This is a genomic window from Pseudogemmobacter sp. TB195 (assembly GCF_058313095.1).
Genome location: NZ_JBZEGG010000005.1, coordinates 115016 through 130772, shown reverse-complemented (window position 1 = coordinate 130772; position 15757 = coordinate 115016). Strand labels below are relative to the sequence as shown.

14 protein-coding genes are annotated in these 15757 nt (G+C 64.9%); 6 read left to right on the top strand and 8 right to left on the bottom strand.

Annotated elements, in window-relative coordinates; translation table 11 throughout:
- Positions 1–70: 70 nt before the first annotated feature.
- The 6 genes from AC4FS3_RS07415 (at position 71) to AC4FS3_RS07390 (ending at position 8031) form a co-directional block, all read left to right on the top strand.
- Positions 71–934 carry a siderophore-interacting protein gene (locus tag AC4FS3_RS07415; protein WP_491019994.1) on the top strand — a complete coding sequence of 288 codons (864 nt, stop codon included), beginning with the start codon at positions 71–73 and terminating at the stop codon, positions 932–934.
- A gap of 20 nt (positions 935–954) precedes the next feature.
- On the top strand, positions 955–1893 hold the full coding sequence (fepB, locus tag AC4FS3_RS07410) for a Fe2+-enterobactin ABC transporter substrate-binding protein (RefSeq protein WP_491019993.1): 939 nt from the start codon (positions 955–957) through the stop codon (positions 1891–1893).
- Complete coding sequence (locus AC4FS3_RS07405) at positions 1890–2903, top strand: FecCD family ABC transporter permease (RefSeq protein WP_491019992.1); 1014 nt, start codon at positions 1890–1892, stop codon at positions 2901–2903. The genes fepB and AC4FS3_RS07405 overlap by 4 nt, the downstream gene beginning before the upstream one ends.
- On the top strand, positions 2900–3940 hold the full coding sequence (locus AC4FS3_RS07400) for a FecCD family ABC transporter permease (RefSeq protein ID WP_491019991.1): 1041 nt from the start codon (positions 2900–2902) through the stop codon (positions 3938–3940). The genes AC4FS3_RS07405 and AC4FS3_RS07400 overlap by 4 nt, the downstream gene beginning before the upstream one ends.
- A gap of 318 nt (positions 3941–4258) precedes the next feature.
- Positions 4259–5383, top strand: a complete 1125-nt coding sequence (locus tag AC4FS3_RS07395) for a metallophosphoesterase family protein (protein WP_491019990.1) — start codon at positions 4259–4261, stop codon at positions 5381–5383.
- Entirely contained in the window at positions 5380–8031 is a 2652-nt protein-coding gene (locus AC4FS3_RS07390) for an AAA family ATPase (protein ID WP_491019989.1), read from the top strand. The genes AC4FS3_RS07395 and AC4FS3_RS07390 overlap by 4 nt, the downstream gene beginning before the upstream one ends.
- A 195-nt stretch (positions 8032–8226) precedes the next feature.
- Here the strand turns inward: AC4FS3_RS07390 and AC4FS3_RS07385 are convergent, their stop codons facing one another.
- From AC4FS3_RS07385 to pcaF, 8 genes are all read right to left on the bottom strand, one after another.
- Positions 8227–9192 (bottom strand): branched-chain amino acid ABC transporter permease, encoded by a 966-nt coding sequence (locus tag AC4FS3_RS07385; protein WP_491019988.1) that lies wholly within the window; start codon positions 9190–9192, stop codon positions 8227–8229.
- Positions 9193–9240: 48 nt separating this feature from the next.
- On the bottom strand, positions 9241–10125 hold the full coding sequence (locus tag AC4FS3_RS07380) for a branched-chain amino acid ABC transporter permease (RefSeq protein WP_283179454.1): 885 nt from the start codon (positions 10123–10125) through the stop codon (positions 9241–9243).
- Between the two features lie 9 nt (positions 10126–10134).
- Positions 10135–10854 (bottom strand): ABC transporter ATP-binding protein, encoded by a 720-nt coding sequence (locus tag AC4FS3_RS07375; RefSeq protein WP_198835900.1) that lies wholly within the window; start codon positions 10852–10854, stop codon positions 10135–10137.
- A complete protein-coding gene (locus tag AC4FS3_RS07370; protein WP_198835899.1) occupies positions 10847–11605 on the bottom strand; it encodes an ABC transporter ATP-binding protein in 759 nt (252 codons plus the stop codon). Before AC4FS3_RS07370 ends, AC4FS3_RS07375 begins: the two co-directional genes overlap by 8 nt.
- A gap of 73 nt (positions 11606–11678) precedes the next feature.
- Positions 11679–12869: an ABC transporter substrate-binding protein gene (locus AC4FS3_RS07365; protein ID WP_198835898.1), complete on the bottom strand. Its 1191-nt coding sequence runs from the start codon at positions 12867–12869 to the stop codon at positions 11679–11681.
- 93 nt (positions 12870–12962) lie between these two features.
- Positions 12963–13742, bottom strand: coding sequence for an SDR family oxidoreductase (locus AC4FS3_RS07360; RefSeq protein WP_491019987.1), 780 nt, complete (start codon positions 13740–13742; stop codon positions 12963–12965).
- Between the two features lie 21 nt (positions 13743–13763).
- The gene (locus AC4FS3_RS07355; protein WP_092904561.1) at positions 13764–14543 is read right to left on the bottom strand and encodes an enoyl-CoA hydratase-related protein; all 780 of its coding nucleotides are present in this window, start codon (positions 14541–14543) and stop codon (positions 13764–13766) included.
- Complete coding sequence (gene pcaF, locus AC4FS3_RS07350) at positions 14543–15745, bottom strand: 3-oxoadipyl-CoA thiolase (RefSeq protein WP_491019986.1); 1203 nt, start codon at positions 15743–15745, stop codon at positions 14543–14545. The genes AC4FS3_RS07355 and pcaF overlap by 1 nt, the downstream gene beginning before the upstream one ends.
- Positions 15746–15757 lie beyond the last annotated feature (12 nt).

Genomic DNA, 15757 nt, shown 5'->3' with positions numbered 1-15757 from the left:
TTCAGTATCCCCGTCAGCACAGGGGCAAAATCGCACCAGGCCCTGGGCCGGCGCGCGCGAGGATGAACAGATGGCCAGGATCACTACAGAATCCGTCGAAGACCGCAGCGGGATTCTTGAAGAAGAGGATCATATGCGCGGAATGGAGCGGATCGGGATGGAGGTCATCTCGATCAGCAGGCCTTTCGCCTCGGTCGCACGGGTCACCGGCCGGATCGCACCGGCAGATCCCACGCCCTGGATGCCGCCGAACCAGGCCGTGCGCATTGCGGTCGGGGAGCCCGAGGGGCAGCGTCCGGTGGTGCGCGTCTACACGATCCGCGCCTTCGATCCTCTTCGCAGCGAGGTCGAGATTGATTTCGTGATCCATGAGGATGACAGCCCGGCGATGCGCTGGCTGAAATCCGCGCGTCCTGGCACAGTGCTGCCGATGATCGGGCCGCGCCAGCATTTCATCCCGCTGCCCTCGGGTGACAGACGGGCGGCGATCTTTGCCGATGAAACCGCGATCCCGGCGGTCTATGCGATCCTGATGGCCTGGCCTGCCTGGCTGAGAGGCTCTGCCTGGATCGAGACACCGGACCGTGCCGCCTTTGACGAATTGCCGCGTCCTGACGGGGTCGATCTGCATCTTATCCTGCGTCCGGCGGGCGTCGCGGCGGGATCAGCGCAGAGCTTGCTTCAGGCGGCGAAGGCCCTGCCCGATCCGCATAGCTGGACGGTCTGGGCTGCAGGCGAGCGCGTCGAGATGCGCGATCTGCGCAATCATCTGCTGAAGGCCGGCGTGGCGCGCGCCGATCTCCAGGTGCTTGGCTACTGGAAAAAGGGGATGAGCAGCTCGGATCTCGACCGGGCGCGGCTTGCCGAATATGAGGCGCTGCGCGCCCGGGGCCTCACCCTGGAAACACTTGGCGATATCGATCTGCCGGTCTGAGAATGACGAGAGGTATCCCTATGCTGCGCCTTTCCCTGACCGTTTTTACCCTTATCACCCCCCTTACTGCCAGGGCCGAAGAAGGCTGGCCGCGCCGGGTGACCGATGCGCTTGGCGAGGTCGTGATCGCAGCAAAGCCGGTCAATATTGCCTCGACCGCACCCAGCCTGACCGGGATCCTGCTGGCAATCGACGCGCCGGTGAAGTCGACATCAATGGCGATGATCGGGCCTCTGACAGATGAAAAGGGCTTCTTTCTGCAATGGGCGAAGACGGCGGATGAACGCGGCGTCGCGCAGCTTTACGGCAATCTGACCTTTGATATTGAATCGCTGATCCTGGCCGATCCGGATCTGGTTGTGGCCTCTTCGACCGGCGGCGATGCGATCCTGCCCTATGTCCCGGCCTTGCGCGCACAGGGTATGACGGTGGTCGTACTGGACTATTCCTCGGGGTCCTGGGAAGACCTTGCCCGCCAGCTTGGCCGTGCCACCGGGCATGAGGCGGGCGCTGAGGCGGTGATCCGGGATTTCGACGCGCGGGCCGCCGATCTGGCCGCACGGCTTGCAATCCCGCCGGGGGATGTGTCGCTGGTATCCTATAATTTCAGCGGCACTTACGCAGTGTCAAAACCGACCAGCGCCCAGGCAAGGCTGCTCTCTGTCCTTGGCTTCACCGTGACGGGCCTGCCAGAGGCGATGGCGGGCAATGTCACCCGCGCCTCGGATTTCGATTTCATCTCGCATGAGAACCTTGGCGCGGCGATCACCGGCGAAGGGGTCTTTCTTCTGAACGGCACCGAAGAAAGCGTGGCGGCGTTTATGGCCGATCCGGTTCTCGCCAATCTGCCGGCGGTGAAATCCGGCCAGGTCTGGCCCCTGGGGCCGACCTCGTTCCGCGTCGATTACTATTCCGGCCGCGATATTCTGGAGACCATCGGGCGCTATTTCGCCAGATGACGGGCAATGGCGGCAGGAGGGGCGCAAGGATCTGGCTGGCCGGGTTGCCGGTGCTTTTCTTGCTGTCGCTTGCCAGCCTCGCCATCGGTTCACGCGCGGTGCCGCTGTCTGAACTCTGGCGCGCCCTGACCGCCTTTGATTCCGGCAATGACCTGCATCTTGTGCTGCGCGAATTGCGGCTGCCCCGCACCGCGCTGGCGCTTGGCGCCGGTGCCGCGCTTGGCCTTGCCGGGGCGGTTATGCAGGCGGTGACGCGCAACCCCCTGGCCGAGCCGGGGCTTCTGGGCGTGAATTCCGGTGCGGCGATGGCGGTGGTCCTCGGGGCATCGGCTTTTGGCCTGACCCAGATCACGCAATATGTCTGGTTCGGCTTTGTCGGTGCCGGGCTGGCGGGGGTTGCGGTCTTTATCCTTGGCCGCGCACATGGGTCGGGCACCGATCCGGTGCGTCTTGTGCTGGCGGGCGCCGGGCTCTCGGTGCTTCTGGGGGCGGCGACCGGCTTTGTGATCCTGAATTCCGGGCTGGATGTGCTGGATATCTTCCGCAACTGGGGCTCGGGCACGCTGGAAGGGCGCGGCATGGCCGTGGCCCTGGTGATGTGGGTGGCCCTGGTGCTGGGAGGCGGGCTGGCGCTGGCGCTGGCGCGCGATCTGAATGCCCTGTCGATGGGGGTCGAGATCGGCCGCGCGCTCGGGTTGCGGCCCGGGCCGGTCTGGGCGCTGTCCTGCCTGTCGGTGATGATCCTGGCCGGGGCGGCAACCGCAAGCGCCGGGCCGATTGCCTTTGTCGGGCTGGTCGCGCCGCATCTGGCGCGGGCCGTGAGCGGGCCGGACAATCGCAGCCTTCTGCCGCTTTCCGCGATTATCGGCGCAGGCATCCTGACCGCAGCCGATATCCTCGGCCGTATCGTGGCCCCCCCGGCCGAGCTGGCAGCGGGCATCGTCGCGGCGATCCTTGGCGGGCCGTTCTTCATCCATGTTGCGCGGCGTTTCCGGCTGGTGCGGCTGTGAGAGTCGGAGGTCAGCGCGTCTTGCGGATCGGCGGGCTCAGCCTGTTATGGCGCCCCCGCGCCATGCTGGTCTGCGGGCTGCTGATCGCCCTCGGCCTGCTCATTGGCCTTTTCCTGCTGGCCAGCGGCACCATGCGGCTGACGCCTGCCGGGGCGCTGGCGGGCCTGACCGGCCAGGCCGAAACCGATGTGATCAACCGCCTTGTCTTGCGCATCCGGCTGCCGCGGCTGCTGACCGCCGCGATGGTCGGGGCGGCGCTTGGCATGTCCGGCGCGGTGTTTCAGTCGATCTCACGCAATGCGCTCGGATCGCCGGATGTGATCGGTTTCACCACCGGCGCGGCAAGCGGCGCAATCGCGCAGATCATCCTGTTCAATGCCGGGCCGGTGCAGACCGCGCTGGCGGCGGTCGCATCTGGGGTGATGACGGCGCTGGTCGTCCTCTGGCTGGCGCGTGGCCGGAAAGGCGGGCGGGAAGGGGGCGGCGGCTACCGGCTGATCCTTGTCGGTATCGGCATGGGCGCGCTGATGTCCGGGCTGAACACGCTGTTGATGGTGATGGGCGATCTGGAGCGTGCGATGTCAGCGCAGATCTGGCTGGCCGGATCACTGGCTGCGCGCGACTGGACCCATGTCGCAACCGCCTTTGCCGGGCTGGTCCTCTTCGCGCCGCTGGTTTTGTGGAATGCGCGGCGGCTTCTGGTGATGTCGATGGGCGATGATCTCGCGCGCCAGCTCGGGCTGGATCCGGCGCGGACGCGGCTGGTTCTGGTGCTGGCCTCGGTCGGGCTGGCATCCGTTGCGACGGCCTGTACCGGCCCGATTGCCTTTGTCGCGCTGGCCGGGCCGCAACTGGCGCGCTGGCTGACCCGTTCGCCCGATGTGCCGGTGGTTTCAGGAGCAATTGCCGGGGCCCTCCTGCTGCTGAGCGCGGATCTCGTCAGCCAGAATGCGCCTTTCGGCCTCGCGATGCCGATCGGCCTGACCACGGGGCTGCTGGGCGGGCTCTATCTGATCCTTGTCTCGCGCCGCCTTTAGGCGCCGTTGCAGCATCGGTTCCTGCGTGAGGAAAGCGCGCCTCGCCTGTCATCACAGCTAAGGCAGCGCGGCACTTTGCCGGACTGGCAGCCACCGTCCTCCGCACGATCCCCGGCGTCATCAGACGCAAAAAAGCGGTCATGCGGCGCAGATCCTGGTTGTCGTGGCACAAGGATGTGTCCATTTCAGCCGCATTGATAACCGGATCAGAGCGGGCAGGGCCAGAATTGCGGTATCCCGCGCCTTGCGCGCCGCATCCGTCTTGCATCAAACTGCGATCAGCAGCCGGGCCGCCCTGATCCCTGGCCTGGAATTCGCATGACCTATAGCTTTCTTCACACCTCTGATCTGCATCTGGGCCGGCCTTTTGGCGGCTATCCCGAAGACATCCGCGGCCGCCTGCGCGAGGCGCGCCATACGGTCATTTCCCGCCTCGCCCGTGCGGCCCGCGACACTGGCGCGCGCGATGTGCTGCTGGCGGGTGACACATTCGATGCCGAAACCCCTTCGCCCGAGACTTTGCGCCACGCGCTGCGAGCCATGGCGGTCGAGGGCGATCTGCGCTGGTTCCTGATGCCCGGCAACCATGACAGTCTCGCGGCGACCGAGCTCTGGCGCCGGATCCTTGCCGATGCGCCGGCCAATCTGACGGTTCTCGACCGGCCCGGCGCGCTGGAACTTGCGACCGGTGTCTGGCTTTTGCCGGCGCCCCCGACACAGCGCCGCCCGGGGCGCGATCTGACCGAAGCGATGTCGGCACCAACCCCTGAGGGTGCGATCCGCATCGGCCTGGGCCATGGCGCGATCATGGATTTCACCGATGGCGAGGGCAGCCCGGGGATCATCCCGCCGGATCGGGCGCGGCTCTCGGGTCTTGATTACCTGGGCCTTGGCGACTGGCATGGGCGGATGCAGATCGGCCCCGCGACCTGGTATTCCGGCACACCCGAGGCAGATGGGTTCAAACATGCCACGGCACCGGGGGCGCTTGTGGTCAGCCTTGAGGCAAGCGGCGCGCCGGCGCGGGTGGAAGTCACCCAGACCGGTCAGTTCCACTGGCTGCGGCCAGAGCTCGATCTGCTGCCCGGCGAGGATATTGCGGGCCATCTTGCCGGGCTTATGCCCGGTGAAAACCAGCGCCGGGACAGTCTCTTGCGGATCGAGGCCAGCGGCCGTCTGACCCTGGCCGAACGCGCCGGCCTTGAGGCCGCGCTGGCCGCGATCGCCCCGGATTTCGGCTGGTTCGAGGCCGATCTTTCCCGCCTTGGCACAGATGTGCAGCCGGATGATCTCGACCTGATCGACCGCGGCGGCGCGCTGCGCCGGGCCGCAGAAGGCTTGCTTGGCGAGGCCGGTGACCCGGCGCTGGCCCAGGCCGACCGCCAGCTGGCCGAAATGGCGCTGTCCCGGCTTTATGCCCTGGTGCAGGAGATCGAGACATGAAGATCCGCGCGCTGGAGCTGACCAATCTGCGCCGTTTCGGGGCAAAACGTGCCCGGATCGACGGGATCGGCGACGGTGTCTCGGTGCTGTCGCAGCCCAATGAATTCGGCAAATCGACCTTTTTCGACGGGCTGCATGCGCTGTTCTTCCAGCCGCACCGGTCAGCGCGCGCGCCGGTAAAGTCGCTGCAACCCCATTCGGGCGGTGCCCCCGAGGTCGCGGTCGAGCTTGACCTGCCCGAGGGCCGGTTCCGGCTGGAAAAACGCTGGCTCTCGCGCCCGACGGCGCGGGTGCTGGACGCTTCGGGCCGCCTGATCGCGCAGGAGGACGAGGCCGAGGCCTGGATTGACCGGCTGACAGGCCAGGGGCTGGCCGGGCCATCGGGGCTTTTATGGGTGCGCCAGGGTCTCCTTGGGATGGAACCGGAAGGCGCCGGTGCCGCCGATAAATCGGACCGCGAAAAGGCACTGACGGCGCGGCGAGATCTCTTGTCCTCGGTCGCGGGCGAGATCGAAGTGATGACCGGCGGGCGGCGCATGGACCAGGTTCTGGCGCGCGTGAACGAGGCGCTTGCAAAGCTTGCGACCAATACACTGCGCCCGAGATCGGGCGGGGAATGGGCGCGCTCCACTGACGAGGCCGAGGCGCTCGCCCAGGACCGCGCGGCGCTTGAGATCAAGGTGGCCCGGCTTTCCTCAGAATTGGCAAACCGCGCGGCGATCACCCGCGATCTGACCCGGCTGGCTGACCCCGATCAGGCCGCGCGCGATGAGGCCGCCTTTGATCAGGCGGGCCAGGCATTGCGCGCGGCCGAAACCCATGCCGAACAGACCCGCAAGGCCGAAAGCGACCTGCGACTGGCGCAGCTGACCGCCGGGCAGGGTGCGGAAACGATCCGGCGGCTCGAAGATCTGAAACTTCGGCTGGGCCAGGCCCTGGCCGCGCAGGCGAAGACCTCGGCAGAGCTGGCGCGAACCGAGGCCCTGACCGGCGAGGCCGCAGCCTTTGATGCGACTGCTGCCCGCGAACACGCCGCCGCCACCGGGGCGGTGCAGGCGCTTGCCGCGCGGCTGGATCTTGCGCAACGGGCCGGGCTGGCGCTGGCTGCGCGCGACCGGATGGCAGGTCTTGCCGCAAGGCTGGAACGCGCCGACCGCCAGCGCGCGGCGCTTGATGAATATCTCGCGGCCCGCAGCCCTTTGAAGGTCACGCGCGACCTGCTGGATCAGGCGGAAAAGGCCCAGGGCGAGCGCGACCGCCTGGCACTTCAGGACGAGGCGCGCCTAGTTGCGGTCACCTTCACCTATTCGGGCGCGGCGCGTGTCATGGCCGAAGGTCAGCCCATTGGCGCGGAAGGGCTGAAGCTCAGGGGCAGCACCGCGCTGGATCTGCCCGGTATCGGCCGGATGGTGATAGACCCGGGCCTGATCGCAGCAGGCGATATCGGGGCAAAGCTGCAACAGGCGCAGGACCGGCTGGCCACAGCGCTGATGGCCTGCGGCGCGGCGGATCTGGCGGCTGCGCGGCACGCCTTTGCCGAGGCCGGGCGGCTTGATGCGGCCATATCCCAGGCGAAGGCGCTGCTCGCAGAGCTGGCGCCCGAGGGGATTGACGCCCTGCGCGCGGCCCTGGCGGTGGCCCGCAGCGAAGCGGGTGATTTGCCGGGCGCGGCACCGGATGCGGCATCGGCGGACGGCATTGCCGGCCTGCAAAACCAGCTCCGCAGTGCCAGAGAGACCGAAGAGCGCGCGCAGGTGCACAGGCGCGAGGCCGAAGCCCGCCATGCCCGCCTGCGCGAGGCGCGCGCGGCATCGCGTGCGGCGGATCTGGCCGCCGGGCAGGTGCTGGACGCGATACGGGCAGAGGCCGGTGATCCGGTCGATCTCGCCGCGCGGCTTTTGCACCTCGCCCAGGCTCAGGCCGGACTTGCCGGGGCCGAAACCCAGGCCTCCCGGACCCTGGCCCGGCTGACCAGCAACGCCCCCGATCTGGAGACCGCCCGGGCGGCTGTTACCCGTCTTGCTTCGGTGATCGAGGGCCGGCGCCGCGACCGGGCACGGCTGGAAAGCGACCTTGCCGGGGTGAGCGGCTCTATCGGGGCGCTGGCCGATGAGGGGATCGAGGAAGCGCTTGGCGATCTGCGGGGCCGCGAAGCGACAGCACTGGCCCGCGCGGCCCGTTATGAACGCGAAGTGAAGGCGCTTGCCCGGTTGCGGACGGCGCTCGAAGCGGCCAGACGCGAGGCGCGCGAAGCCTATCTTGGCCCGGTCCTGCGCGAACTTGACCCGCTTCTGTCGATCCTGCATCCGGGCGCATCGCTCAGGATAGACGATACCAGCCTCCTGCCGGTGGCACTGATGCGCGACGGCCAGGATGAAGAGATCGAGATCCTGTCCGGTGGCACCAGAGAGCAACTGGCGGTGCTGACGCGGCTGGCCTTCGCGCGACTCTTTGCCCGCTCGGGCAGATCGGTGCCGGTGATCCTCGATGACGCCCTGGTCCATAGTGATGATGACCGGATCGAAGCTATGTTCACCGCCCTGCACCGGGTGGCGCAGGATCAGCAGATCATCGTCCTGACCTGCCGCCAGCGCGCCTTTGCCCCCCTGGGGGGAGAGCGGCTGCATGCGCAGATCAGCCCGGTTTAAGGCGCGGTTTTGCGCCGGGACCTATGCGCTGCTGTCTCCGGCAGATCCGGGCTGACAGGCGGTTTCGGAGGCCCTGCGCGACGTGGCGCAAACGGCCCGGAACAGCCGGGGACCAGGCCTGCGGCGGTGCTGCAAACTCCGGGGAACCCGGCCATCCGGCGCCGGTGAGGCGGCGCCGGACGACACTGATGATCCTCAGACCTTAAGGCCCAGCCTGTCGGCGATGGTCCCGAGCAGGCCTTTGCGGAAGACGAGGATACAGGCCATGAAAACCAGTCCCTGCATGATGGTGACCCAGGCCCCGAAAGCGGCCAGCTCGTTTTGCATCCAGATCACCAGCAGCGCCCCGACCAGCGGTCCGAAGAATGTCGCCATGCCACCGATCATCACCATCAGCACCACCTCGCCCGACATGCCCCAATAGACATCGGTGAGGCTCGCCAGCTGAAAGGAAATCGCCTTCAGTCCGCCCGCCAGCCCGGCGAAACCTGCAGCCAGAACGAAAACTGCCCATTTGTAGCGATCAACCCGGTAGCCCAGCGAGATCGCGCGCGGTTCATTGTCGCGGATCGCCCGCAGGACCTGACCAAAAGGCGACCAGGTGATACGGTAGAGGGCCAGCACCGCGACGAAGAACACGACAGCGACAAGGGCATAAAGCGCCATATCACTTTGCAGCGAGAAGAGGCCGAACAACGCCCCGCGCGGCACATTCTGGATGCCATCCTCGCCGCCGGTAAACGGAGCCTGGAGCGAGAAGAAATAGATCATCTGGGCGAAGGCGAGTGTCACCATGGCAAAATAGATGCCCTGGCGGCGCACGCAAAGCGCTCCAAACACCGCACCGGTCAAAACGGCCACCAGCACTGCAAAACCAAGCGCGAATTCGGGGGTAAAGCCCCAGACTTTCGCGGCATGGGCCGCAGCATAGGAGGACAGGCCGAAATAAGCGGCATGACCGAAAGAAAGCAGCCCCAGATTGCCCAGCATCAGGTTGAGCGACAGGGCAAACAGCCCGAAGCAAAGCACTTTGATCACCAGCAAAGGATAGGCCAGGAAGGGCGCCACAGCGACGATCACCAGCAAAAGCAGGAAAAGGTTGCGATGGCTTGCGCTCATGCCAGGCAGGCCGGTGGCGGTGATCTCGGGTTGCGTGGTCATGTGCAATGCTCCTGCGGTCTGAAGGGCCTTGGTTTCTGACGGGCCATCTCAGGCCTGCTTGCCGAACAGCCCGGCAGGGCGGATCAGAAGGACGATTGCCATGATGACGAAGATCACCGTCGTCGAGGCCTGTGGCCAGAAGACCTTGGTTACCCCTTCTACAAGCCCGAGCATAAAGCCGGTCAGGATCGCGCCCGAGATCGATCCCATGCCGCCGATCACCACCACCGCAAACACCACGATGATCAGGTCAGACCCCATCATCGGATTGACCGAATAGATCGGCGCGGCGAGGACACCGGCAAAGCCGGCAAGGGCGACACCAAAGCCATAAGTCAGGGTGATCAGCAAAGGCACATTGATGCCGAAAGCCTCGGTCAGCGCCGGTTTTTCGGTCGCCGCCCGCAGCCAGGAGCCAAGCCTGGTCTTCTCGATCACCAGCCAGGTCACCAGACAGACCGCCACCGATGCGAGGATCACGAAGGCACGTGAGGCCGGCAGAAACATGAAGCCGAGATTATAGCCGCCCTGCAAAGCCGCGGGCATCGAATAGGGCAGGCCCGTCGCGCCATATTGATTGCGAAACAGCCCGACAATCACCAGCCCCATGCCGAAGGTCAGGATCATGCCATAGAGATGGTCGAGATCATAAATCCGGCGCAGGATCAGCCGTTCGATGACACAGCCCAGCAGACCGATGGTCAGCGGCACCACAAGCAGCGCCAGCCAGTAATTCATCGCAAAGTGATCCAGCATCAGCAATGCGCCAAAGGCCCCCATCATGTAAAAGGCGCCATGGGCGAAATTTACGATGTTCAGCAGGCCAAAGATGATCGCAAGCCCAAGGCTGAGGATCGCGTAAAATGCACCATTGATCAGACCCAGCAGGATCTGGGTCGACAGCAACTGCAGTGGTATTCCGAATATAAGCATATTTGCGCCTCAGACCCCCAGATATGTGCTGAGCTTCGCCATATTGTCGGCGATTTCCGGGCCAGGGATCATGTCGACCACCTGACCGTGATCCATCACGTAATGGCGGTCGGCCACCGACGCCGCGAAGTGGAAATTCTGTTCAACCAGCAGCACCGTATAGCCGCGCTCTTTCAGCTGGCGGATGGTGGCGCCGATCTGCTGCACAATCACCGGAGCCAGGCCCTCGGTCGGCTCATCAAGCAGCAAAAGCCGGGCGCCGGTGCGCAGGATCCGGCCGATTGCCAGCATCTGCTGTTCGCCGCCTGAAAGCCGGGTGCCCTGGCTCCGGCGGCGTTCGGCGAGGTTCGGGAAAAGCGTGTGGATCTCGGCCACGCTCATGCCACCGCTGGCCACCACCGGCGGCAGCATCAGGTTCTCTTCCACGGTCAGGCTGGAATAGATGCCGCGATCTTCGGGGCAAAAGGCGATCCCCGCCCGGGCGATGGCCCGGCTGGAGGCGCGGCCCAGCTCTTTTTCCCGCAGCCGGACAGAACCCTGCCGGCGTTTGATCATGCCCATGATGGATTTGAGCGTGGTGCTTTTGCCAGCGCCATTGCGGCCCAGAAGGGTCACCACCTCGCCTTCGCGAATGTCGAAACTGACCCTGTGCAGCACATGGCTTTCACCATACCAGGCCTCAAGATCCGTAACCTGAAAATGCGGGTTCTGAGAAAGCCTGTCAGCCATTGGGCACCCCGATATAGGCATTGATGACCTGCGGGTCTTTGGAAACCTCGTCATAGCTGCCCTCTGCCAGGATGGCGCCGCGTGCGAGGACGGTAATGCGGTCGCAAAGCGTGGCGACCACCGAGAGATTATGCTCGACCATCAGCACGGTGCGCCCGACAGCGACCCGCGCGATCAGCGTGGTGATGCGGGCAACATCCTCCTGCGTCATGCCGGCCATCGGCTCGTCAAGCAGCAGGACTTTGGGATCCAGCGCCAGCGTGGTGGCGATTTCCAGCGCGCGCTTGCGCCCGTAGGAAAGATCACTGGCCTGTTCCCGGGCGAACCCTGTCATACCAACCTGATCCAGCAGGTCCATTGCCTCATCTTCGAGGCGCGCCAGCACCTTCTGGCTGCGCCAGAAATCCCAGCTGTCGCCATGGCGGCGCCGCTGCAGGGCAATGCGCACATTTTCAAGCGCGGTCATCGAGCCGAACACCGCCGAAATCTGAAACGAGCGCACGAGACCCATCCGCGCGATCACCTCCGGCTTCAGGCGGGTGATGTCACGGCCATCATAGGTGATGGTGCCGGCACTTGGAGTCAGGAACTTGGTCAAGAGATTGAAACAGGTGGATTTTCCGGCGCCATTCGGGCCGATCAGCGCATGGACGGAACCGCGCTGAACATTCAGGTTCACCGCATCCACGGCACGAAACCCTTTGAAATCCTTGGTCAGACCCGTCGCTTTCAGGACAATATCATCGGACATTTGACATCTTTCGGGCTGCGCTGAAGCGGGGAAAGGCAGCGGCCATCCGCAGGGAGGCCGCTGCTCCGGGGCTTTATTTTACCAGCGGGCAGGCGCTGTCTGCGAGCGGGCGGAAGGCTTCGTCACCGGGGACGGTTGCGAGGATATTGTAATAATCCCACGGGCCGGTGGATTCCGCCGGGGTTTTGACCTGGGCGAGATACATGTCATGCACCATGCGGCCGTCATCGCGGATCACGCCATTCTCGGTGAAGAAATCATTGACCGGCGTTGCCTTCATCTGCGCGATCACCGGACCGGCGGCATCGGTGCCGGTTTCAGCGATGGCATTCAGGTAATGGGTCACGGCCGAATAGACCCCGGCCTGCGACATGGTCGGCATCGCGCCGTGCTTTTCAAAGAACCGCTGCGACCAGGCGCGGCTTTCATCGGTGCGGTCCCAGTAAAAGCCGGTCGTCAGATAGAGACCCTGAGCGGAATCGAGGCCCATCGAATGCACGTCGGTCAGGAAGATCGCAAGACCGGCCAGTTTGGCCTGCATGGTCAGACCGAACTCCTGCGCCTGCTTCAGCGAGTTGATCGTATCGGTGCCGCCATTGGCGAGGGCGATCACATTGGCCCCGGCCGAAGGCGCCTGCAGCAGATAGGTCGAGAAATCCGCCGTGTTCAGCGGTGCGATCGCGGTGCCGACAACCGAGGCACCTGCGCCTTCAACCACCGCGGTCACATCGGCCTGCATAGTATGGCCGAACGCATAGTCAGCGGTCAGGAAAAACCATTTGTCTCCCCCCTGGGCAACCATGGCCTTGCCCGTCGAAACCGCCACCGCATAGGTGTCCCAGGTCCAGTGAATACCGTTGGGCGAGCAGTTCTCATTGGTCAGGCTGGCAGTGCCCGCGCCCGAGACGATCAGCAGCCTGTCCTTTTCGCGCGCCAGTTCCTGAACCGCCAGCACCACCGAAGAATTCGGCACGTCAACGATCAGATCGACGCCTTCGACATCATACCAGCGCCGTGCAATCTGGGTGCCGATGTCAGCCTTGTTCTGGTGATCTGCACTGACCAGCTCGATCTTGCCGAGCCGGTCGCCGAAATCTGCAATCGCCATCTCAGCTGCGACCACAGAGCCGGTTCCCGCCAGGGAAGAGAACACCCCGCTCTGATCGGTCAACACGCCGATTTTGACCGAGTTATTTGAAATTTCAGCCGATGCAGCAGTGGCACCTGCGGCCAGCAATGCCAGCGCAGAAACGAAAATCTTCATGAGCTTCCTCCCTCTCATTGCGGACAATATGGCCGCTCTTTGCCCCGCCAGCATCACCACAATGCGGCAAAGCGTTCCGCTCTGCGGAAGACCTCAGAGCAGCCCGCGGGTCAGACCGCCATCCACCGCGATATTCTGGCCGGTGATATATCCGGCATGGGCCGAGCACAGGAATGCGGCGATCGGACCAAAGTCTTCTGCCGTACCCAGGCGCTGCGCCGGCACCGATCCGGCCATGGCGGCGGCGGCCTCAGTCTCGGTGATTCCCTCGCGTTTTGCCTTCGCGCGGATGACACGATCAAGCGCGCCGGTCGCCATCAGGCCGGGCAGGACATTGTTCACTGTCACCCCCTGCGCGACGGTCTCACGCGCCAGCGTCGCCATCGCACCGGTCAGTCCGGCCCGCACCGAATTGGCCAAAGCCATATTCGGATAGGGTTCTTTCACCGCGAAAGAGGTGATGTTCACGATGCGGCCAAAGCCATCCGCAATCATATCCGGCAACAGCATCTGGGTGGCCGATATGGCCGAAAGCATATTGGTCTCCAGCGCATGGCGCCAGGTCTCGATATCATGATCGGTGAACCGCCCGGTGGGCGGCCCGCCGGCATTGGTCACCAGGATCGAAATCTGTCCGGCGCTGGCCTGTGCCTCCGCGATGACCCGGGCGGTGACGCCCGGCTGAGACACATCGCCCTGCACGAAAAAGGCGCCATGGCCAAGCCCGGCCGCGGCGGCGGCGCCTGCCTCGGCGTCGCGGCCATTCAGCACGACCCGCACCCCCGCCGCCGCCAGATGGCGCGCGGTTGAATAGGCAAGCCCCTTGCTGCCGCCCAGCACCAGCGCCACCCGACCCGAAATGCCCAGATCCATGATTTCCTCCCGCTTTGCTGATCAGCGGCCCGTATAGCTGGGCCGTCTTTTTTCGGTGAAGGCGGCCATGCCTTCAAATTTATCCTGCGTCGAGAACAGAATCTGCAGCGCCTTGCGCTCCAGGGCGAGTGCCGCAGAAAGCGAGGCATCCTGACCGTGCAGGATAACCTCTTTGACCTGATTGACCGCGATAGGTGGCAGGCCGGCGATCCGCCGTGCCAGCCCCATGGCGTGATCGAAGACCTGGTCATCTTCGACAACTTCGCTGACCAGCCCCATTGCCGAGGCCTCGTCTGCGTCAATGATCTCGCCGGTCAGGCAAAGCCGCATCGCCTTGAACTTACCCACCGCGCGGGTCAGCCTCTGGGTGCCACCTGCGCCTGGCATGATACCGACCTTAACCTCTGGCTGACCGAAGCGTGCGGATTTTCCGGCGACAATGATATCGGCATGCATCGCAAGCTCCATACCGCCGCCAAGCGCAAAGCCATTGACCGCTGCGATCACCGGCACCGGACAGCGGGCCACCGCTTCCCAGAGCCGCTCGGTATGGCGCAGATACATATCGACACTGTCGATCTGCGCCATATCGGCAATATCTGCCCCCGCCGCGAAGGATTTCTCATCGCCGGTCAGCACCACCGCGCGCAGGGTGCCGCCATCGGTAAGGCCTTCAAAGATTGTCGCAAGCTGGCGGCGCAGCGGCATGTTCAGCGCATTCAGCACTTCGGGACGATTGAGGCGCAGCACGACCACCGCACCCAGATCCTCGACCAGCACCAGATCATTTTTCTCTGTCATCATACTGCCTCAAGCCCGAGGGCAATGCCCTGACCGACACCGACGCACATGGTGGCCAATGCACGGCCGCTGCCGGATTTGTGCAGCCCGAGCGCAGCGGTGAGGGCCAGACGCACGCCCGACATCCCCAGCGGATGGCCAAGGGCAATTGCACCACCCAGCGGATTGACATGTGCGGCATCATCGGGAATGCCAAGCTGGCGCAGACAGGCAAGGCTTTGCGCGGCAAAAGCCTCATTCAGCTCGATCCGGCTGAAATCCGCGATGGACAGCCCCAATCGCGCCATCAGTTTCTGACTGGCCGGAACCGGCCCCATTCCCATGATCGCCGGCTCGACCCCGGCAGTGGCCAGCCCGGTGATCCGCGCCATCGGCGTCAGGCCGAAGCGTTTTACCGCCGCCGCCGAGGCGACAAGCACCGCGGCCGCCCCGTCATTGACGCCGCTGGCATTGCCTGCGGTGACCGAACCCCCCTCGCGGAACGGGGCTGGCAGTTTTGCCAGCGCCTCCAGCGTGGTCGGGCGCGGATGTTCGTCGCGACTGAACACCACCGGATCGCCTTTGCGCTGTGCGATGCTGACCGGGAGGATTTCATCGTCAAAGCCACCCTTCGCCTGGGCGGCCGCCACCCTCTGCTGGCTGCGCAGGGCGAAAGTGTCCTGATCCTCGCGGGAAATTCCAAAGCGTCCGGCGACATTCTCGGCCGTCTCCGGCATGGAATCGACACCATATTGCCGTTTCAGCACCGGGTTGACAAAGCGCCAGCCAATTGTGGTGTCGTAGATCTCGGCCTGCCGCGAGAAGGCGGTTTCAGCCTTGCCCTGTACGAAGGGCGCGCGCGTCATGCTTTCGGTGCCCGAGGCGATAATCACCTCGGCATCGCCCGCAAGAATGGAGCGCGCCGCGAGCCCCACCGCATCCAGCCCCGAGCCGCAAAGCCGGTTCAGCGTGGTTCCTGGCACGGATTGCGGCAGGCCGGCCAGCAGCACCCCCATCCGGGCCACGTCGCGATTGTCTTCGCCAGCCTGATTGGCACAGCCCGTGAATACATCGTCAATCGCCAGCGGGTCCAGGCCCGGCGCGCGCGCCACCACCTCGGCCAGCACAAGCGCCAGCATATCATCGGGCCGGATTGTCGCCAAAGCGCCGCCAAAGCGCCCGATCGGGGTCCGCACCCCGGCGCAGATAAAAGCTTCTCTCATGGTCACATGATC

Excerpts from the sequence above, each read along its gene's own strand:
- AC4FS3_RS07415 (WP_491019994.1), top strand. The coding sequence starts at position 71 with ATGGCCAGGATCACTACAGAATCCGTCGAAGACCGCAGCGGGATTCTT.
- fepB (WP_491019993.1), top strand. The coding sequence starts at position 955 with ATGCTGCGCCTTTCCCTGACCGTTTTTACCCTTATCACCCCCCTTACT.
- AC4FS3_RS07405 (WP_491019992.1), top strand. The coding sequence starts at position 1,890 with ATGACGGGCAATGGCGGCAGGAGGGGCGCAAGGATCTGGCTGGCCGGG.
- AC4FS3_RS07395 (WP_491019990.1), top strand. The coding sequence starts at position 4,259 with ATGACCTATAGCTTTCTTCACACCTCTGATCTGCATCTGGGCCGGCCT.
- AC4FS3_RS07390 (WP_491019989.1), top strand. The coding sequence starts at position 5,380 with ATGAAGATCCGCGCGCTGGAGCTGACCAATCTGCGCCGTTTCGGGGCA.
- AC4FS3_RS07385 (WP_491019988.1), bottom strand. The coding sequence starts at position 9,192 with ATGACCACGCAACCCGAGATCACCGCCACCGGCCTGCCTGGCATGAGC.
- AC4FS3_RS07380 (WP_283179454.1), bottom strand. The coding sequence starts at position 10,125 with ATGCTTATATTCGGAATACCACTGCAGTTGCTGTCGACCCAGATCCTG.
- AC4FS3_RS07375 (WP_198835900.1), bottom strand. The coding sequence starts at position 10,854 with ATGGCTGACAGGCTTTCTCAGAACCCGCATTTTCAGGTTACGGATCTT.
- AC4FS3_RS07370 (WP_198835899.1), bottom strand. The coding sequence starts at position 11,605 with ATGTCCGATGATATTGTCCTGAAAGCGACGGGTCTGACCAAGGATTTC.
- AC4FS3_RS07365 (WP_198835898.1), bottom strand. The coding sequence starts at position 12,869 with ATGAAGATTTTCGTTTCTGCGCTGGCATTGCTGGCCGCAGGTGCCACT.
- AC4FS3_RS07360 (WP_491019987.1), bottom strand. The coding sequence starts at position 13,742 with ATGGATCTGGGCATTTCGGGTCGGGTGGCGCTGGTGCTGGGCGGCAGC.
- AC4FS3_RS07355 (WP_092904561.1), bottom strand. The coding sequence starts at position 14,543 with ATGACAGAGAAAAATGATCTGGTGCTGGTCGAGGATCTGGGTGCGGTG.
- pcaF (WP_491019986.1), bottom strand. The coding sequence starts at position 15,745 with ATGAGAGAAGCTTTTATCTGCGCCGGGGTGCGGACCCCGATCGGGCGC.